Origin of the sequence: Streptomyces sp. M2CJ-2 (assembly GCF_016757295.1) — a bacterium.
In the GTDB taxonomy this organism is placed as follows: domain Bacteria; phylum Actinomycetota; class Actinomycetes; order Streptomycetales; family Streptomycetaceae; genus Streptomyces.
Map to the genome: position 1 here is coordinate 22,118 of NZ_JAESIF010000041.1, position 18,430 is coordinate 40,547.

At 71.8% G+C, this 18,430-nt stretch carries 16 protein-coding genes and 1 pseudogene; 8 read left to right on the forward strand and 9 right to left on the reverse strand.

All coding sequences use genetic code 11. The features are described 5' to 3' along the window. Nucleotides 1-37: 37 nt before the first annotated feature. A complete protein-coding gene (locus JL475_RS25960; RefSeq protein WP_202280351.1) occupies nt 38-655 on the forward strand; it encodes a LysE family translocator in 618 nt (205 codons plus the stop codon). Nucleotides 656-734: 79 nt separating this feature from the next. Here the strand turns inward: JL475_RS25960 and JL475_RS25965 are convergent, their stop codons facing one another. Both JL475_RS25965 and JL475_RS25970 read right to left on the reverse strand, forming a co-directional pair. Beyond that, nucleotides 735-1,199: a hypothetical protein gene (locus JL475_RS25965; protein WP_202280352.1), complete on the reverse strand. Its 465-nt coding sequence runs from the start codon at nt 1,197-1,199 to the stop codon at nt 735-737. A 63-nt stretch (nt 1,200-1,262) separates the two neighbouring features. Continuing rightward, entirely contained in the window at nt 1,263-3,374 is a 2,112-nt protein-coding gene (locus JL475_RS25970) for a restriction endonuclease (RefSeq protein ID WP_202280353.1), read from the reverse strand. A 336-nt stretch (nt 3,375-3,710) separates the two neighbouring features. Between JL475_RS25970 and JL475_RS25975 the strand changes: the two genes are divergently transcribed. Next, nucleotides 3,711-5,078, forward strand: coding sequence for an MFS transporter (locus tag JL475_RS25975; RefSeq protein WP_307825162.1), 1,368 nt, complete (start codon nt 3,711-3,713; stop codon nt 5,076-5,078). A gap of 171 nt (nt 5,079-5,249) precedes the next feature. After that, nucleotides 5,250-5,924, forward strand: a complete 675-nt coding sequence (locus JL475_RS25980; protein WP_202280355.1) for a TetR/AcrR family transcriptional regulator — start codon at nt 5,250-5,252, stop codon at nt 5,922-5,924. Between the two features lie 213 nt (nt 5,925-6,137). On the opposite strand, the gene JL475_RS25985 is transcribed toward JL475_RS25980, so the two are convergent. Both JL475_RS25985 and JL475_RS25990 read right to left on the reverse strand, forming a co-directional pair. After that, nucleotides 6,138-6,842 carry a hypothetical protein gene (locus tag JL475_RS25985; protein ID WP_202280356.1) on the reverse strand — a complete coding sequence of 235 codons (705 nt, stop codon included), beginning with the start codon at nt 6,840-6,842 and terminating at the stop codon, nt 6,138-6,140. A gap of 162 nt (nt 6,843-7,004) precedes the next feature. Further along, a pseudogene (locus JL475_RS25990) lies at nt 7,005-7,459 on the reverse strand (Lrp/AsnC family transcriptional regulator). Between the two features lie 206 nt (nt 7,460-7,665). Between JL475_RS25990 and JL475_RS25995 the strand changes: the two are divergent. The 3 genes from JL475_RS25995 to JL475_RS26005 are packed head-to-tail and all read left to right on the forward strand — an operon-like array spanning nt 7,666 to nt 9,359. Further along, nucleotides 7,666-8,304, forward strand: coding sequence for an AzlC family ABC transporter permease (locus JL475_RS25995; protein ID WP_237408298.1), 639 nt, complete (start codon nt 7,666-7,668; stop codon nt 8,302-8,304). Then, a complete protein-coding gene (locus tag JL475_RS26000; protein ID WP_202280358.1) occupies nt 8,297-8,671 on the forward strand; it encodes a branched-chain amino acid transporter permease in 375 nt (124 codons plus the stop codon). Before JL475_RS25995 ends, JL475_RS26000 begins: the two co-directional genes overlap by 8 nt. Before the next feature lies 1 nt (nt 8,672). Continuing rightward, on the forward strand, nt 8,673-9,359 hold the full coding sequence (locus JL475_RS26005) for a DNA alkylation repair protein (protein WP_202280359.1): 687 nt from the start codon (nt 8,673-8,675) through the stop codon (nt 9,357-9,359). 314 nt (nt 9,360-9,673) lie between these two features. On the opposite strand, the gene JL475_RS40275 is transcribed toward JL475_RS26005, so the two are convergent. Beyond that, complete coding sequence (locus JL475_RS40275; protein ID WP_307825165.1) at nt 9,674-9,943, reverse strand: WhiB family transcriptional regulator; 270 nt, start codon at nt 9,941-9,943, stop codon at nt 9,674-9,676. 259 nt (nt 9,944-10,202) lie between these two features. Between JL475_RS40275 and JL475_RS26015 the strand changes: the two genes are divergently transcribed. After that, on the forward strand, nt 10,203-11,843 hold the full coding sequence (locus JL475_RS26015; protein ID WP_237408278.1) for a helix-turn-helix domain-containing protein: 1,641 nt from the start codon (nt 10,203-10,205) through the stop codon (nt 11,841-11,843). A 424-nt stretch (nt 11,844-12,267) separates the two neighbouring features. Next, nucleotides 12,268-13,728: an amino acid permease gene (locus JL475_RS26020; RefSeq protein WP_202280361.1), complete on the forward strand. Its 1,461-nt coding sequence runs from the start codon at nt 12,268-12,270 to the stop codon at nt 13,726-13,728. Nucleotides 13,729-13,875: 147 nt separating this feature from the next. Here JL475_RS26020 and JL475_RS26025 read toward each other — a convergent pair whose 3' ends face one another. The 4 genes from JL475_RS26025 to JL475_RS26040 all read right to left on the reverse strand — a co-directional run bounded on the left by JL475_RS26025 (nt 13,876) and on the right by JL475_RS26040 (nt 18,404). Then, the gene (locus JL475_RS26025) at nt 13,876-15,156 is read right to left on the reverse strand and encodes a diacylglycerol kinase family protein (protein ID WP_237408303.1); all 1,281 of its coding nucleotides are present in this window, start codon (nt 15,154-15,156) and stop codon (nt 13,876-13,878) included. Nucleotides 15,157-15,663: 507 nt separating this feature from the next. After that, nucleotides 15,664-17,001 carry a hypothetical protein gene (locus JL475_RS26030; protein WP_202280362.1) on the reverse strand — a complete coding sequence of 446 codons (1,338 nt, stop codon included), beginning with the start codon at nt 16,999-17,001 and terminating at the stop codon, nt 15,664-15,666. Nucleotides 17,002-17,028: 27 nt separating this feature from the next. Continuing rightward, on the reverse strand, nt 17,029-17,688 hold the full coding sequence (locus JL475_RS26035) for an HdeD family acid-resistance protein (RefSeq protein WP_202280363.1): 660 nt from the start codon (nt 17,686-17,688) through the stop codon (nt 17,029-17,031). Nucleotides 17,689-17,858: 170 nt separating this feature from the next. After that, the gene (locus tag JL475_RS26040; RefSeq protein WP_202280364.1) at nt 17,859-18,404 is read right to left on the reverse strand and encodes a hypothetical protein; all 546 of its coding nucleotides are present in this window, start codon (nt 18,402-18,404) and stop codon (nt 17,859-17,861) included. Between the last annotated feature and the right edge of the window lie 26 nt (nt 18,405-18,430).

Genomic DNA, 18,430 nt, shown 5'->3' on the forward strand with positions numbered 1-18,430 from the left:
TCCCTTGCGTAGCCGGGTACGTGAGAGGGACGGATTCATGGACGCGACCACGCTGGCGGCTTTTCTGGCGGTGGACCTCCTGCTGGTGTTCACCCCGGGGGCGGACTGGGCCTTCACGATCTCGGCGGGCCTGCGGGAGCGCTCGGTCCTCCCGGCCGTGACCGGGCTGATCGCCGGGTACGCGGGCTACACGATCCTGGCCGTCGCGGGCCTGGTCGTGATCGTGGCGAGCTCGCCGGTCGTGCTCACCGCGTTGACCGTCGCCGGAGCCGGCTACCTGGTCTGGCTGGGCTGGCACGTGCTGCGCCGGCCGGCCGCCCTGGCGGCCTCCGAGGAGACGGCCGGTGCCTCCCGGAGACAGGTGATGCTCAAGGGTGCCGGGATCAGCGGCCTGAACCCCAAGGCGCTGCTGCTGTACTTCTCGCTGTTCCCGCAGTTCATCGACACCACCGGCGGCTGGCCCGTCGCCGCGCAGACCGGTCTGTTCGGCACCCTGCACATGACCGCCTGCGCGCTGGTGTACCTCACGGTCGGCGTCCTCGCCCGCACCGTTCTGAAGACCCGGCCCTCCGCGGCCCGGGCGGTCACCCGCGCCTCGGGCGCCACCATGATCGTCATCGGTGTCGTCCTGCTCGCGGAACGCCTGGCCGCCTGACCGGACCCGCCCCACTGCACACCGGCACGGAGGAGAACACGGGCGATGACCCGCCTCGGCGCACCGATCGGTGGCGCCCTCACGGCAGGTCGGTGCGACCCAGCCAGGCCGGCTTGACCGGTACCCCGTCCGCGTACCGCTCGACCCGCTGTTCCGCGGGCTCGGGCGCCGCGGCGACGGGAGCACTCGGCGCCTCCACCACAGGTTCCGGCACAGACTCCACAGCAGGCTCCGGCACGGTTTCCGGCACCGGTTCCGGGGCGGGGGGCGCGGCGGAGTCCTCGAGCAGTTCCGCCACCGTGAACCGGGTGACGAACGACTGCCACGCCCCGTCCACGACGAGCAGGAACCCGTCGTCCTGCCGCAGGAGTCGGCGGCGCTTGGGGTTTCTGGGGTGCGCGGGTGAGTGGTTCCGCGCCCGCCGCTCCAGCTCCGCGAGTGCCTCCTCGCGCTCTCCGGTGACGTGAGCGAGCACGTATGCCTCGGTGTGCTTGCGTTCTCCGACACCCATGGTCGTCTCGATGACCAGGCCCCAGGTCGTCATGTCCTTCGCCCCTCGTCCACCTTGTCCCCGCCGCCGAACCGACACGGCCGTTCGACGGCGGAACTATTCCACGTCGACGCCGTAGTCCCGGACCAGTTCCTCCAGGCCGCCCCGGTATCCCCTGCCTCCGGTGACGAAGTCCCAGTCGCCGTTCGCGCGGCGGCGGAAGGACCCCAGCACGAGGGCGGTCTCGTCCGGGCGGCCGTCGGAGACCGGCAACTGGTCGAGCGGGGAGCCCTCGGGGTCCAGCAGCCGGATGCCGGCGTCGGTGAACCCGGACAGGTCGGCCCCGGGGTTGGCGACGGGGTCGACCGCGGCGATGACGACGAGACGGTCGGCGCGTGCCGGCAGGGCGTCGAAGGAGACCTGGACGGCGGCTCTGTCCGGCGCGACGGGGACGAGCGTGCGCACCGTGCCGTCGGGTGTGCGCGGGTTGTTGTAGAAGACGAAGTGATCGTCGTCCAGGACCCGATTGCCGTGGCAGACGAGCGCGCACACGTCCAGGGCGACGTTGCCCGACCAGTACATGCCCAACACGTTGTGGTCGTCCGTGCCGGTGGCGCTGCCGGTGTCACCGCCGGTCTCGCTGTCCGGTGCCGTCCGCCGGTCGGGCACCGGGCGTTCGCCGCCGCCGAGGCGCCCGCGCAGCCCGTGGCGGTGCAGCAGGTCGACCAGTTCGGAGCCCGCCACCAGTTCCAGGGGCTTGCCGTTGGCGAAGGTGTGCGAGCCGGGGCCGAACGCGGAGGTCGTGACCAGGACACCCTTGTTGGCTCCGGCGTCCTGGACGGTTCCGTACAAGTCACGGACGGCGGTCGGGGGGACGGTGTTGCGGTAGCGCTTGACCTGCACGACGATCTTGCCGCCGCGAATCGGGGCCGGGTCCAGCGCGTCGACGTCGACACCGCCGTCGTTCGAGCGCTGGGTGGTCACGGCCTGCATGCCCATGGCCCGGAACAGGTCGGCGACCAGCGTTTCGAAGGCGACGGGGTCCATCTCGTACAGATCCGGCTCTTCGCCGTCCCCATGGGTGACGACGCCGTTGCCGACGTCTTCGGGAAGCCGGCCGGGCCGCACGGGCGCGTACTGGTCGGGGCGCGAGGACAACTGCCCCCGGAGGCCGTCCACCAGGCAGTCGACCGCGTTCACCTGTTCCAGGTGCAGCGCGGAGAACGTCGAACGCGAAGCCATGACGGTGCCGAGGAACATGGGCGCCCGTCTGCCGGTCACCGGGTCGTGATCGTCCACGAACCCGTTCAGCGCGACCGATTCCAGCGCGCCGAACTCGTCGGCTGCGAACAGATCTCGCAGAACCAGTAGGAGGCACTGCGCGAGTACGTCCCGGTACAGGGTGCGGCGTTGCGTGACAGGTCGGGGTGACTCCTTCACCTGATCGGCGTTGATCATGTAGCGCGCCGACTTCGCCTCCGGGACGACGTCGTACTTGGGCAGCTCCCAGTTCAGTACCAACTGGCGCGCCCCCGAGTCGTACGCCGCGGACAGCCGACGGGGCAGGTCCTCCGGCCAACCGGTCGAGGCGTAGAGGGCGGCGGAGAAGTACTCCACCGCGGCCTCGGGATCTCCGTTGCGAAGCCCGGTCGCCATCTCCGCGATGCCGGCGTTGTGCCGGCGGATCTCGGCCAACTGGGCCTCGGCCCACTGCTGGTACTGCGCCTGGTAGGCGGCCAACTGGTGCCGGCGCTGCGCTTCGGCGGCCTGCGTGGCCTGCCAGTCGCGCTCGAACCTGGAGCGGGCCTCCGCCTGTGCCTGCGCTCGCCGTGCGGCGGTCCAGCCGCTCTGCTGCGGCTGGTACTGATGCTGGTTCGGGTCCGGCATGGGGATGGGGCGCGCGAGCTGTCCCGGGGAGAACGCCTCGACCTGCTCCGGCCGGGCGAGCGCGTCAGCCCGGAACGCCGGAGCCCGGCACCCCGTCGTCAACAGGCCCTGCAACGCCTCGACCTGCGCGTCGAGTTCCTGCGTACGCCGCCGGGCCTCCGCCTCACGCTGCTCCCGGTACGCCGCTCTCTGCTCGCGGTAGCTGCGCGTGATCTCCCTCTGATGGGCGCGCTGTTGCCGCTCCTGCTCCCGCTGGAACCTGGCTCGCGCCTCCTGTTGACGTTGCTGTTGGCGCTGTGCCTCGGCCCAGACAGCGACCAACCCATTGGAGCGACGGCTCATGCTCGACAGGCCCTCCCCACCGGCGACCCGGCATGTGCGCACCAGGTTCCGCCCCCGTAACCAGCAGTGATGGAAAGATTTTAGTCGGCAACCAACCGCGCGCCCACACACTTGCTTCAGGCTGCCTCCACTTCATCTCCACCAGCTTGTCGCGCCTGCGTTCGCGACGGCGGTGGCGGCCGGTACCGCGGCGTCGCCCTGTCGTCGCCCGCGCTCAGAGGCGTCAACTCGAACCTGTGTCAGGGGTCTTGTGTCCCCGTGTGACGTGTGGCACAGTCCAGCGCCACCGAGTGTCAAAAAATGACATCCAGTGCCACGCGTTCCGGGAGACCCGTTGTGAACCAGCAGCGAACCGTGCAGGACGGCACCGACGCCCTGCACGCCACGGCGAGCCGCAAAGCGGCCTTCCGTCTCTTGCCGATCCTGTGCCTCACGTACTTCATGGCGTTCGTGGACCGCACCAACGTCGGTATGGCCAAGACGTCACTCGAAGCCGACGTGGGCATCAGCGCCGCGGCGTACGGCGTCGGCGCCGGGATCTTCTTCCTGAGCTACGCGCTCCTGGAGGTGCCCAGCAACCTGATCATGTACCGCGTCGGACCGCGGCGCTGGATCACCCGGATCGCCGTGACCTGGGGACTGCTCTGCTCCTGCATGATGTTCGTGCAGGACGAACTGTCCTTCTACGTCGTCCGGTTCCTGCTCGGCGCGGCCGAGGCCGGCCTGTACCCGGCGCTCATGTACACCGTCACGATCTGGTTCTCGCAGAAGCAGCGGGTGACCGTGGTCGGGATCCTCTACCTCGCCGTGTGTGCCGGTTTCGCGCTCGGAGCTCCCCTCGGCGGCGCTCTCATGGAGCTCCACGGAGCGGGCGGACTGTACGGCTGGCAGTGGATGTTCCTCGTCGAGGGCCTGCTCACCGTGGTCGTCGCCTACTTCGTGTGGCGCCTCGTCCCCGATCGGCCACAGGACGCGAAGTGGCTGACGGCGCAGGAGGCCGCGGTGCTGAACGACCGCGCGGTCGTGCGGACCGCTCCGGGGCACGGCACCCTGAAGGGCAACGTCAGGATCGCCTTCGCCCGGCCGTTCATCATCGCCCTGTCCCTGATCTACTTCGCGAACCAGGTCAGCAGCGTGGCGATCCAGTACAACTTCCCGTCCATCGTCGAAAGCCTCGACGTCGAAGGGTCCTTCCTGATCGGTGTCGTGAGCGGCAGCGCCGGCATCGCCTCGTTCGTCGGCGTGCTCGTGATCCCGTGGATCCAGCGCCGCGTGCGGAACGAGGTCCGGGTCGTGACGTACGTGACGCTCGCCACGGTCCCGGTGGCGATCGCGTACAGCGTCTCCGACGGTGCCGTCCTGCGCATTCTGCTGATCGACGCCGCGATGCTGCTGCTGGTCGGCATCCTCCCGCTCTACTGGTCGGTCGCGATGGCGAGGATGTCCGGGCTGATGGCCGCGGCCGGGCTCGCGTTCATCAACACGGTCGGGCTGCTCGGCGGGTTCGTCGGCCCCTACCTGTACGGACTCGCCGAGGGCCGGGGAAGCGACTCCGCCGGGCACGCCGTGCTCGTGGGCGCCGCCGTCCTCGGTGTGCTGCTCCTGCCGGTGCTGCATCGAACGGTGCGTTCCGAGGACCGACGGGCCGGCCGGGATGCCGACCTGGGCTCTCCGGCCGGTGCGGAAGCGGAAGAGGTGAGGTGACCACGCGGGACCGTGCCGTCGCCGCCCGGGCCGGCCTGTCCGGCGGGTGGGCGGCGCCGACCGCACGCGGGGGGAGGCCGGCCCGGCCTCCCCCCGCGGCCGCAGTCATAGACTCACGGACTCACGACGACTTCGCGCGAAGACGTCGAGGAGGGGAAGAGGGGAGGAGCCGTGGTCGAACGGGGGCTGGAGACGAAGTACCGCATCGCGGAGACGGCGATGGCGCTGTTCCTGGAGCAGGGCTACGAGAGCGTCACCGTGGAGGCCGTCGCGGACGCGTCGCAGGTGTCACGGCGTACGGTGTTCCGGCACTTCGACGGCAAGGACGAGCTGGCGTTCCCCGATCACTCCGCGCGGCTGGAACTGCTGGCGCGCCACCTGGTGAAGCCGACCGGGGGGCGGTCGCCGGTGGACGTCGTCGTCGCGGCCACCGAGGTGGTGATGCTCGACTTCCTGAGCAGGCCCGAACTGGTGCTCCAGCGCTACCGGCTGACCCGGGTCGTGCCCGAGTTGCGCAGGCGTGAGGTGCTCGAGAACGAGCGCTACGTCGCCCTGACGCGGGCGTATCTGCGTGACCGACTGCCCCCGGACGGCCCGGCGTTCCTGCCGGTGGCGCTCTCCGCGCTGATCGACGCGATGCACCGGTCGGCGCTCGGCAACTTCGCCCGCAGCGGTGGGACGACGGACGCGTCCGCCGAACTCAAGGACGGCATGGAGTGGATCCGCCGGACCCTGGCCGAGGAACCGGCCGCGGGCAGTCCCCTGCTGTTCGCCGTGCTGCCGGACACGGCGGCCGCGCGGCACGCGCTGTCGACGCTGCGCGGCGAGGCCAAGGACCTGCTCTGAACCCGGTGCGTCAGCCGCAGCCGATCCCGGCCCTGCCGGACCGCATGCCCGGGGACGCCGCCGGTGCCGTCGACGTGAGCAGTCGCGTGCCGGCGAGCGCGGTCACGGTGGCCGGGACGTCGGCCGGGCGTACGCACACCGAGGCCGTGCCGTGGCCCGCCGCGCTACGCGCTCCAGGCCGGCTTCTCCGTCGTGGAACGCCGAGCTTTCGGCTCACTCCCCGGGGGCCGTGGTGAGGGGGAATCCCCCGTTGCCGCCGCCCCGCATGTCCTCCATGTCGAACGGGTCCGCGTCGGCCCGGACGGCATGGATGCTGAGCCGCCCACTGCCCGCGGGGGCGTCCTCGGCGGCGCTGATCCGGTACTCCACGATGCGGGTGCCGTCGGCGGGCAGGTCCCGTGCACCGGACGCGCCGGTCAACGGCTGGTAGTCGTTGGCCACAACCAGCTCGACGGGACGCCAGTCGCCGTCGGGGGCCTCGCGCCGTTCCACCGTCAGCTTGGGCGGCCGCTCGCCCGCGTAGTTCCACTCGACCTGCGCGGAGAGCGCGATGCCGGGGAGTGCCTCGCCGGTGGTGTTGCAGAGCTTGACGAGGACGGTCTGCGGTTCGCCGCCGGGGTGGACGGTGATGCCCTCGCGCGGGCCGGCGGCCATGGTGATCAGGTAGCCGGCGTTCTTTTCGTCATCGGTCAGCTCGGGGCAGGGCTCGGCCTGGAAGTCCGCGAAGCCCGGGTTCGGTGAGCTCTTCACGGCTGCCGGAGCACCGGGCGTCCGCGTCGCCGAAGCCGAAGCGCCGGGCGAGGAGTCGCCCGTGACGCCGTCCGCCGGGGCCGACGGCCCGGCGCAGGCGGTGGTGAAGAGCATCACCGCCCCTGCGGCCGCGGCGGCGGAACCGGCCCAGCGTCTGTCTGCGCGCACGGATGCTCCTTCTCGTGGATCACTGTTCGATGATCACGACGCCCGAAGCCCGCTCACGGTTGCGCCGCGACCGTGGTGGCGCGTCGTCAGCAATCGGTGCCCGCGTCCACGACCGGGAAGGACGTCTCCCGCACCGTGCTGTTCCGTCACCACCGGCCCACGCTAGTCCGCCTTGATCTTCTTCATGGTGAGGTGGGACTCGAGGCGGAGGACGGCGGGCAGGACGGTGAGTCTGCCGGTCAGGAAGGCTTCGTAGGCGGCGTGGTCGGCGACGGCGACGCGGAGGAAGTAGTCGGGGCGGCCGTACATCCGCCGGAACTCGACGACCTCCTCGTAGGAGGCCACGGTGTTCTCGAACTCCTCGACGGTCTTGCGGTCGTTGGCGTAGATCTCGACGTCGATGAGGACCTCCAGCTCGCGTCCCATCGCTCCGGGACTGACGACGGCCCGGTAGCCGGTGATGACGCCGGCCTCCTCCAGACGCTTGACCCGGCGCAGGCACGGGGGCGGGGTCAGGCCCACCCGCTTGGCCAGCTCGACGTTGGACAGCCGACCTCCCGGCGCAGGTGAAACAAAATTTCGCGATCGGTCGCATCGAGGCCGCTTGCATTGCTCATACGGCGATCGTACGACCCGGACCGGTAACCATATGAGGTGGGATTCTCACTAAAATGTCGGTATGCGAACAAGTTCCACCGTCGCCGACCGGACCGGGTCCGCGTCCGTCCCCGGGCCCGTGTCGGCGTCCGTTCCCGCCTCCGTTCCTCCACCGCGCGAGCGGTCCGAGGCGCGGGCCGCCTTCCAGGACTGCGCGTCCGTGGGCATGGGAATGTTCCCGCTCGGTCTCGCCTTCGGAGCGCTGGTCGTCCAGTCGGGACTCGACTGGTGGTGGGCGGGGCTGTCCGCCGCCCTGATCTACGGCGGCTCGTTCGAGTTCCTGCTCATCGGCATGGTCGCCGCCGCAGCGCCGCTGACGTCCGTCGCCGTGGCCGCCTCCCTGGTCCAGGCACGGCACGTCTTCTACGCCCTGTCCTTCCCCCTGCACCGGGTGCGGGGCCGCCTCGCCAAGACGTACAGCACCTTTTCGCTCACCGACGAGGCGTACGCCCTGACCGCCACCGAGCAGGCCCGCACCTGGTCCGGCCGGCGCATCCTGTGGCTGCAGTTCTTCATGCACCTGTACTGGGCCGGCAGCGCGACGGTCGGGGCCCTGCTCGGCTCCCTCGTCCCGGACGGCGTCACCGGCCTGGACTTCGCACTGACCGCCCTGTTCGCCGTCCTCGCCCTCGACGCCATCCGCGACCTGCGCGGCGACCTGCCCACCCCGGTGCTCGCCCTCGCCTGTGCCCTGGCCGCCCGGTTGTTCTTCCCGGGCCAGATGCTCCTGGCCGCCTTCGCCCTGTTCACCGCCGGTCTCCTGGCCCGCCACTTCGCCACCGGCAGGAAGCCCGCCCATGCCTGACGCCCTTCCCCAAGCTCTCGACTCCGCTCGGGCAGGGGAGATCCCGTTCGCCGTCGCGGCGATCCTGGTCGCCGCCGCCGTCACCTGGGCCCTGCGCGCCCTGCCCTTCGCCGTCCTCGCCCCGCTGCGGGCCAGCGCCACCGTGCAGTACCTCAGCACCCGCATGCCCGCCGGGATCATGGTGATCCTGGTCGTCTACTGCCTGCGCGACCTCCCGGTCACCGAGTCCCGCGCCCTGGCCCCCCTGGCCGCCCTGGCCGTCACCGTCGGCCTGCACCTGTGGCGCCGCACCGCCCTGCTGAGTATCCTCGCCGGCACCGCCGTACACGTGACCCTGGCCAGCACGGCCTTCGTACCAGGAGGCTGAGATGGCCGAGACGACGCCGGTCGACACGACGGTGGCCGAGGTGATGGCCGAACTGGCCGAACTCGAGGACCCGAAGGCACGCCGGGTGAACGAGAAACACGGTGACGATCACGGTGTGAACCTCAGCAGGCTGCGCGCGCTCGCGAAGCGGCTGAAGACGCAGCAGGAACTCGCGTGCCGGCTCTGGGCGACGGATGACACCGCGGCGAGACTGCTGGCGATCCTGGTCTGCCGCCCGAAGGCGTTCGAGCGCGACGAACTGGACGTCATGCTGCGCGAGGCACGCGCGCCCAAGGTGCACGACTGGCTCGTGAACCACGTGGTGAAGAAGAACCCGCACTCCGAGGAGCTGCGCCTGGCCTGGTCCGCCGATCCGGATCCGGTGGTCGCGAGCGCCGGCTGGGCGCTGACCACCGAACGCGTGGCGAAGCGGCCCGAGGGACTCGACCTCGCAGGACTGCTCGACGTCATCGAGGCGGAGCTGAAGGACGCCCCGGAGCGCCTGCAGTGGGCGATGAACCACTGCCTGGCTCAGATCGGCATCGAGCACGCCGGGCACCGCACCCGCGCAGTCGGCATCGGCGAGCGCCTGGAAGTGCTCAAGGACCACCCGACCTCCCCGGGCTGCACGTCTCCGTTCGCGCCCGTCTGGATCGCCGAGATGGTGCGCCGACGGCACGACGGATAGGAAAGGCCGCGCTCACGCTCGTGCCGCCACCGGGGCCCTTCACAGGGCGCGGCGCCCCTCAGGGCGGAAGTGAAGCGGCTCCTCGGCCCGCTCCGACACTCGTCGGTCGTCGTGACAGCTGCCGGCCCCGCCGGGTCGGCACGGCGGCCGATCAGGCCGGGCATCGGGTCCCACCGTCCGGTCCGCACGTGATGTGCCGGTCGCGCAGGCCCGCGGTCCACCAGGTGTCCCCCGCGGGAGCGCCCTGCCCGGCGTCGGCGTGTCCGGGGCGACCCGAGGCCGCACCGCACGGTCGGCACCCCGGCGGTGAGCGGTCATTCCCGACGTGCGTCGACCGTTCTCCCCGTCGTTCGTCCCGCCGGGCCGCCGAACAGCTCCCGGCGGAGGGCGCGACGCTGCGCGGCGGTGGTCGCACCCCAGATGCCGACGTCCTCCCCTTGCTCGACGGCCCACCGGCGGCAGGCGAGCAGGACGCGGCAGCGACGGCAGACCGCACGGGCGCGAGCGACCTGGGGTTCGCCGTCCCGCTCGATCAGAGGGAAGAAAAGTTCGGGGTCCTCGCCCACGCACGCGGCATCGCGGATCCATCCGCGTGCGGCGGGGAACAGGTCAGCGCCGAAGCGAGAAGGCCGACAGTCGTCTGGCACGGCACACCTCCGCCAGGTGCCGGCTGAGCCGGCAGGTGGCTGCGACACGGGCGTGCCGCAGGCCCGGCAGAGGTCGTGCCCACCACTGTAGAAGCGCGTCCGTGGACTTGTCAGCCCGACGGGGGCCACACCTGCCCGGTGGGTCCCCGTAGCCGAACGGATAGCATCGCGCTCGGCACGGCCCCCGGCAGAGGCGATGACCATAGATTCGGACGCGGTACCTCCCCCCACGGCGAGCATCAGCCTGCGCGAGTTGCTGATGGCGCTGGGTGATTCGCTGCTGGAGGTGCAGGCCGCGCCCGCCGGACTGGACGTCGGGATCCGCGGCGTCGCCCTGCTCGACCCCGAGGACCCGCCGGCCACTCGGCCGGGCGAGCTGGTTCTCGTCATCGGTGCCCGTGGCCGAGCCGCCTATCCCGCGCTGCGGGCCGCCGGGCGCGACGGAGCCGCCGGCGTCGTGGTCAAACTGGACGGCCCCGGCCAGGCCGCGGCCCTCAGCGAGACCGCCGCCGAGGCCGGGGTCGCCCTGCTCTCGTTGCGCGGCGAAGCGCGCTGGGAACAGGTGAACACGCTGGCCCGCGCCGCCCTCGACGACGTGCCGCCGGGCCACCCGGGCGAAGGGGCCGAGGAGGGCGACCTGTTCTCGCTCGCCCAGACCACCGCCATCCTCACCAGCGGCATCGTCAGCATCGAGGACGCCGCCCACCGGGTGCTGGCGTACTCCCGCTCCACCGACTCCGACGAGATCGACGACCTGCGGCGGCGCTCCATCCTCGGCTGGCAGGGGCCGGAGCCGTATCTGGCGAAGCTGCGCGAGTGGGGCGTGTTCCAGAACCTGCAATCCAGCGACGAGGTGATCAGTATCGACAGCCACCCCGAGCTGGGGATCCGCCGCCGGCTCGCGGTGGCCATGCGGTCCGGGGGCCGGCAACTGGGGACCATCTGGGTGCAGGAGGGCTCGACGCCCCTGTCCGAACGCTCGGACCAGGCGCTGCTGGGTGCGGCCCGGGTCGCCACGCTCCACCTGGTGCGCCGCCGCCGGGAGCTCTCGGAGGGGCTGACGTTCACCCGGACCCTGCTGGCCGGACTGCTGGACGGGAGCACCGGGCCCCAGCCGCTGGCCACCCAGCTGGGATTCGACGCGACCCGTCCGGCCGCCGTCCTGGGCTTCTCGTACGAGACCGCGGATGTCCTCGCCGCCCCGGAGCTGACCCACGCCGAGGTCACCAACCTGGTCTCCGTGCACATGGCCGCCCGGCATCGCAGTGCGCTGGTCACGCAGGTCGACCCCCGCATCTACGTGCTCCTGCCCCAGTTGCCGCGCAGCATCGACGTGGACACGTTGCGCGGCTGGGGCCAGGAGATCACCGACGCCGCACGCCGCCATCTGGACCTGCCCCTGCGCGGCTCGGTCGGTTGCGTGGTGTCCGGGCTCGGGGACGTCCCGGAGTCACGCCGGGAGGCCGACCGCATCCTCGACGCCATGCTGGGGACCGACGTGCCCACCGCGGTCGCCGCACTGCCGGACATCCAGGCGGAGGTACTGGTCAGTGAACTGCTGACGCTGCTTTCCACCCGTCCCGAGATACGGGATCCCCGGCTGACCGCCCTCCTCGAGCACGACAGCCGCAACCAGGGCCGCCTGGCGGAGACGGTCCTGACCTATCTGAATTCCTTCGGTGACGTACGGGCCGCCGCCGCCCAGCTGTATGTGCACCCCAACACGCTGCGCTACCGCATCCGCCGGGCCGAGGAGCTGACCGGTCTCGACCTGAGCCGTCCCGACCAGCGCCTGCTCGCCATGCTCCAGCTGCGGCTGCCGCCGCCCACCACCTGATTCCGCTTCCTTCCGCATTGGCCGGTCGTACAGCCGATCGGGGGCGGATTCGTCGAGCCGCACAAACACATCGCCTCACGGCCCCTCATACGCTTGCGCGAATTCAACCCCGCAAGGGATGCGGACCGGCTCTCACACCGCCTCTCACGAGGAGACGGAGCACAGCGCCGACGTGCGATGACGACCCCATCATCGCCACCGCATCCGCATACCGAACACCACCCCCCACATGGTGAACGCTTTTGAGAACTTCCGGGGTCGCAGCCGACCCGCTGCCGGTCCGTTGCCGAACCGGCCTGATCGTTTCCGCCGATCACGGGGTATCCGGAGATCCGGATCGTCGGTGATCGGCGATCGGTGGCCCGGTGAACACGGCGGCCACTCCCCGCAAGACTCCCCAACCCCACTTTGGACGGATGTCGACATGACTGCACGCGCCCCTGATTCCCTGGCCACGGCCACCACTCCGCCGGCCGGCGGCCGGCCACCGGAGCAGTCGGGTCTGAAGGCCGGTCTCAAGAACCGCCATCTGTCCATGATCGCCATCGGCGGTGTGATCGGCGCCGGCCTCTTCGTGGGCTCCGCCTCCGGTATCGCCGCCGCCGGGCCCGGCATCCTGCTGTCGTACGCGCTGGTCGGAGCCCTGGTCGTCCTGGTGATGCGGATGCTCGGCGAGATGGCCGCGGCCAATCCGAGCTCCGGTTCCTTCTCCGCCTACGCGGACCGGGCGCTGGGCCGCTGGGCCGGGTTCTCGATCGGCTGGCTGTACTGGTTCTTCTGGGTCGTCGTGCTCGCCGTGGAGGCGACCGCGGCCGCCGTGATCCTGGAAGGGTGGGTGCCGGCCGTACCGCAGTGGGCCTGGGCACTGATCGTGATGGTGGTCCTCACCGCCACGAACCTGCTCTCGGTCGGTTCCTTCGGCGAGTTCGAGTTCTGGTTCGCGGGCATCAAGGTCGTCGCCATCGCGGGCTTCATCGTCCTCGGCGGCCTGGCGATCTTCGGTGTGCTGCCCGGCTCCGACAACGCCGTGACGGGCTTCGCCAACCTCACCGAACACGGCGGCTTCCTGCCGCACGGGCCCGGAGCGATCCTCACCGGCATCCTGCTGGTCGTCTTCTCCTTCATGGGCAGCGAGATCGTCACCCTCGCCGCCGCCGAGTCCCCGAACGCGCAGCGGGCCGTCGCGAAGGCCACCAGGAGCGTGATCTGGCGGGTCGGCCTCTTCTACGTCGGCTCGATCCTCGTCGTGGTCTCCCTGCTGCCGTGGAACGACCCCGCGATCCAGGAGAAGGGGTCGTACGTCGCGGCCCTGAACGCCATCGGCATCCCGCACGCCGGCGAGATCATGAACTTCATCGTGCTGACCGCCGTGCTGTCCTGCCTCAACTCCGGTCTCTACACGGCCTCCCGGATGGCCTTCTCCCTGGGCGAACGCGGCGACGCCCCGCAGTCCTTCATACGGACGAACGCGCGAGGTGTCCCGCAGGCCGCGATCCTGGCCTCCGTGGCCTTCGGCTTCGTGGCGGTCGCCTTCAACTACCTGTGGCCGGACACGGTGTTCCAGTTCCTGCTGAACTCCTCGGGCGCGGTCGCGCTCTTCGTGTGGCTGGTCATCTGCTTCTCGCAACTGCGGATGCGGGGCATCATCCTGCGCGAGAACCCGGAGAAGCTCGTCGTCCGGATGTGGCTGTTCCCGTATCTGACGTGGGTGACGATCGGGATGATCTCGTTCGTGCTCGTCTACATGCTCACCGACGGCAGGGAGGGCGGCGGACGGAGCCAGGTGGTGCTCTCCGTGCTCGTGGCCGCGCTGGTGATCGCGATCTCGTTGGTCCGGGAGCGGAAGCGCCCGAGAAGCACCGAGGACGCGGTCGCGCCCCGGTAGCCGCCGCGGTCCGCCAAGGACCGCCACCGGGTGGTCCAGGCTCCCCGCCGTCCTCGGCGGGGAGCCGCCGCCGTTCCGGGGGTGGTGCCGCGCACGGGCGCCGGTGGGGGCCCGAGGAACTGCCGGACGAGACGGCGACCACCGCCGTCACCCCGGCGGAGCCGTTCGCCGGCCCGGAAGCAGACGGCCCAGCGCCAACCGTGCCACGCGCGGCCAGTCGGCCGCCGCGCCGCTGCCCCGCCGGGCGTGCGGGCGGTGGCGCGGCACGCGGACCCGGAGCGCACCGGGCGCGCTGCGGCACACCACGGGTGACGGCAGGACGACGTGTTCTCCGTCGATGCCGACCGGGAGGGTGTCCGTGCCGGCTTCGACGACGACTTCTTCGGCGGTCAGCCGGACGAGCCCCCCGGAGCGCGGCCCGCGCACGATGCGGGCCGCCTCGGCGGTGCTGCCGACCCGCACGCACACCAGGCCGAGGAGCCCCGAGTCCAGCCGCTCCCTGCGCCCCGGGCGGGCCGCGTCCACGGCACGTCCGTAGGGGTTGTTGCTGACGAGCAGGGCCTGGAGCCCGTCGACGCGCGTCCGGCCGGCCCGTGCCCGCAGCCTGAGCGCCTCCTCGCCGGTGAGGAGGCCGGGAAGGGTGCGCAGGGTCGTGCGGGTCTTGGCGTCCCGGTACGCGGGGTCGGTGACGACGGACGCGTACGTCCCGAACGAGGCGTTGTTGACGAAGACCCGGTCCGCGGCGTACCCGAGGTCGACGCGGAGTTCGACGCCGTCGGTCAGGGCCGGCAGGGCCGCGGCCGGATCCTCGCGGTCGAGGCCGAGATCGAGGGCGAAGTGGTTGCGGGTGCCCGCGGGGATCACCACGAACGGCAGGTCGTGGCGTGCCGCGACCTCGGCCACCAGGGCCTGGGTGCCGTCGCCTCCCGCCACCGCCAGCAGATCGGCTCCCTCGGCGACGGCCCGCCGGGCCAGCTCGACGACGTCCTGGCCCGCGTCGAGCAGGACCACCCGGCAGCCCGCCGCCCGGGCCTTCTCCGCCAGCTGGAAACGGCCCACCTTGCCGCCGCCGGAGCGCGGGTTCATGAGGACCCAGGGGGCGTGGGGCGCCTCGGTGAGAGCCTGTTCGGAGGCGGGGTGACCCGGTGTCAGGGCCGTACGTGCCGTCGTGACGGCCAGCGCCCACAGGGCCAGGGACACCAGGGCCGGTCCCAGCAAGCCGAACGCGGCGTACAGGGCGAACACGGCGACCGGCGCGGCCACCGACAGGACCGCCCCGAGGACACGGAGCACACCCGTGTGGGCCAGGACCCACCACACACCGACGGCGGCGAGCGCGAGCCCCGCGACGCCGACCGGTACCCACAGCACGCTCCGCAGACCGGCGGCGACGAGCGGCACCAGGATGCTTCCCAGCAGGGCGAGCAGGGCGAGGCGGGCTCGTCCGGCCCCGCCTTCGAGTGCGGCCGAGGTCCCCGCCCCGCCCGATCCCCTCGTGCCACCTCTGCGCCGTTCCACCTGTCGGCCCTTCTCCTCGCGCTCCTCGCGCTCCTCGCGCTCCCGGCCACGCGGCGACGGCCCTGTCTGCTCGGCCCGCTCGGTCCTTCCGGTGACTCGGCCTTCGCACTCCGTCCGTGCCGTGCCGCGGCTGCCGCACGCGTCGCCGGCCGCGGGTGTCCAGCGGGCGGTGGAGTCCGAGTGCTCCGTCGGGCCGTGGCCGGTCAGGACCGGTTCCTTGGCCCCGCGGAACTCCCTGTCCGGGAGGGCGCCCCGTCCGGGAGGGCGCCGCGGTCTCCCTCGTTCCCGGGCGCCCGTCGGCAGCGGTTCCGTGCCGTCCTCAGCGTGCCCGGGGCGAGCACCGGGTGACCTCACCCGGCGCGGGTGAGTGTGCGCACCGGGTGAGGTGCCGTCGGCGGACGGGTTGCCGCCCTCGGATCAGGCGCCGGACTCCCCGTGGGCAGGGGGAGCGGCGGCCCCGAGGATCGCCAGGACCACCAGAGCGGCCAGGACGACACCGAGAACGAGCACCACCGCCCCGACCGTGGGGTGGTTCCAGAGCACCAGCGCCAGCGACCCGGCCGCGAAGACGCCGCCGGTGGTCCACGCCCGGTGGTCCGCCAGCCAGCGTCCGGCGGACCCGGTGCACACCCCGGCGCGGCGCAGCGCCCGGCCGGTGGCCGTCGCACCCCGTTGCGCCGTCGCGCGGACGGCACGGGCGGGACGTCCGGGACCGTACAGGTACGCCACCAGTGCCGTGATCACCGAGACGACCAACAGGGTGCGCGTGCTGTCACGCAGGAACAGGACGAACGTGTCGTAGATCGTCGCCGCCGCGCCGGGCGGCAGCGTCGCGGGCGGAACCGAGTCCAGGTAGATCCGTCGGGCCACGGCCAGTGCGACGAGCAGCGCCACCATCATCACGCCGACACCCGTCGCGGTGATCATCAGCATCACGCGGTGTGCCGGGGCGGTCCACACGGCGAGCGCGGCGAGCACCACGGTCAGCAGGGGCAGCCAGACGCCGAGGACGTCCAGCAGCCGCATCATGTCCTGCGCCTTGCCCAGTTGCTCGGTCTGGAACAGGGTGATCGTCCGGTCGGTGTCCGGGATGGCGGCCGCCTTGTCGAAGCCCGCGTCGACGAGCCGCTCCCGCACCTGGTCGACGACCTTTCCCACGTCCAGCTGAACGGTGTCGCCCTGGGCGCGCACGGCACCCGTGCTGTCACCGGTGAGCATGGTCACCACCGCGGTGTGCGCCCGCCGGTTGGCGTCCTCCCACGCCTGCTGGAAGGTGTCGCCGGTGATCACACGGCTGACAGTGCGGTGCACGACCGTCCTGACCTCGTTCTGCAGCGGACCCGTGAGGGCCTCGGCCCCCGCCACGACGCGGGGCGGTGCCCCGGCGTCCTGGAGGGTCCTGGCGAGCGAGTCCGTCACCGCCGTGACATCCACGTTCTCCAACACGTGGTCCGTGAGCCGGTTGATCACGACTTCCTGCACGGCCGGATCGGACGCCAGCGGTGCGACCGTCTCCACGTACCTGTCGGTGTCGGAGACCGTGTCCTGGACCCAGGCCGCGACGACGGCCAGGGGAGCGAGCAGCAGGGCCAGCAGAAGGAGGATCGAGGAGCCCGCCACGCGTACCCGCCGGTGTCGCACCGCCGCGTGACGGCGCAGTCGCTCGTACTCCGCTCGTTCGTCGGCGGTGAAGGCGCGTCTCGGGTTCGCGGTTCCGTCGGAGTCGGGCTGATCCGGGGTCGTGGCCGGGTTCATGGGTGCTCCTCCGCGGCGGTCGCGGTGTCAGGCCGCCGGGACGGGCGTGTGCGGCCCCGCGGAGTGCGTCCTGCGGAGCGCGGCCCGCCAAGCGAAGGCGACCACCACCTCGGCCAGGCCGAGCAGGACGAGCCACAGGCCGAGCAACCGGGTCAGGGCGCGGGCCGATTCGGTCGGCAGGGCGAGGACCACGATCCCCGCGACGATGGCGAGCACGGCCGTGCCCAGGACGACGCCACGGTGCGGCAGGTCCCGGGTGGCGAGGGCCGTGTAGAGGGTGAGGAGGCCGGAGACGAGCCAGAGCACCCCGACGATCAGGGAGAGCGCGGCGATCGTCTGCAGCGGGTTCCGCAGGCACAACACCCCGGTCAGGACGTACAGCACGGACAGGAGCAGCCCCGGGAGCCGTTCGTGCCCCTCCCGCGCGAAGACGGCCACGAACCGGAACGCCCCGGTCACCAGGAGGTACAGGCCGATGAGGACGGCCAGGACGTGCAGGGTCGCCTCCGGCCAGACCAGGATCAGGACGCCCGGCACCAGCGTGGTGACGGCCGAGCCCAGGAGCCAGGTCCATGAGCGGCCGAGCCGCGCGAGTGCGTGGGTGGGATCGCCCATCGGATCGAAGGGCACTCGGCCGGGACGGCGTTCCGCCCCGGTGTGCGATGCCGGACCACGCGGCGTGGACATGGCTCCTCCTCGCGTGACGGTGTGCGAGCTCGCGTGACGGTGTGCGAGGACCTGACGGCTCCAGGGTCACGCCTGTCACCGGGTGTCGGGATCACCCGCCGCGGGTGATCCCGGCACCCGGGTGCAGGTGACCCCTCGCCCGGCGGTCGGCACCCCGGGCCCGTGCGTGCTCAGTGCTTCAGGACGATCTTGAAGGAGACGATCAGCAGGCCGATCAGCAGATTGACCGACGCGGTGGCGGCCATCAGCCGCCGGGAAGCACCGGCACGGTGTGCCGCGGCCACGGACCAGCCCACCTGCCCGGCCACGGCGACGGAGAGGGCCAGCCAGAGGGCGCCCCGCACGTCCAGGCCCAGGAGCGGGCTGACGGCCACCGCGACGGCCGGCGGGAAGGCCGCCTTGACGATCGGCCACTCGTCCCGGCACACGTGCCACACCATCCGGCGGTCCGGAGCCCGCTGTGCCAGCCGTGCCCCGAACAACTGGGCGTGCACGTGCGCGATCCAGAACACCACACCGGTGAGCAACAGCAGCAGCACCAGCTCGGCGCGGGGGAACGAGCCCAGCGAGCCGGCGCCGAGCACCACGGAGGCCGCGAGCATGGATCCGTAGACGGCACCCGTGTAATCCGCGTGGACCCGGCGCTCGGCGCGGCGCGCCCGCCGGTGCGTGGCCGGGCCGGCCCTGGCTCTGGTTCTGGCCTTGGTTCTGGACACGGCTGACTCCCTTGGTGTCGGCCTCG

Bases quoted from the DNA above. Each gene is read 5' to 3' on its own strand.
- JL475_RS26000 (WP_202280358.1), top strand. From the start codon at position 8,297: ATGCCTGACGCCCTTCCCCAAGCTCTCGACTCCGCTCGGGCAGGGGAG.
- JL475_RS25995 (WP_237408298.1), top strand. From the start codon at position 7,666: ATGGGAATGTTCCCGCTCGGTCTCGCCTTCGGAGCGCTGGTCGTCCAG.
- JL475_RS26005 (WP_202280359.1), top strand. From the start codon at position 8,673: ATGGCCGAGACGACGCCGGTCGACACGACGGTGGCCGAGGTGATGGCC.
- JL475_RS25965 (WP_202280352.1), bottom strand. From the start codon at position 1,199: ATGACGACCTGGGGCCTGGTCATCGAGACGACCATGGGTGTCGGAGAA.
- JL475_RS25960 (WP_202280351.1), top strand. From the start codon at position 38: ATGGACGCGACCACGCTGGCGGCTTTTCTGGCGGTGGACCTCCTGCTG.
- JL475_RS26030 (WP_202280362.1), bottom strand. From the start codon at position 17,001: ATGAACCCGGCCACGACCCCGGATCAGCCCGACTCCGACGGAACCGCG.
- JL475_RS26015 (WP_237408278.1), top strand. From the start codon at position 10,203: ATGACCATAGATTCGGACGCGGTACCTCCCCCCACGGCGAGCATCAGC.
- JL475_RS25970 (WP_202280353.1), bottom strand. From the start codon at position 3,374: ATGAGCCGTCGCTCCAATGGGTTGGTCGCTGTCTGGGCCGAGGCACAG.
- JL475_RS26020 (WP_202280361.1), top strand. From the start codon at position 12,268: ATGACTGCACGCGCCCCTGATTCCCTGGCCACGGCCACCACTCCGCCG.
- JL475_RS26035 (WP_202280363.1), bottom strand. From the start codon at position 17,688: ATGTCCACGCCGCGTGGTCCGGCATCGCACACCGGGGCGGAACGCCGT.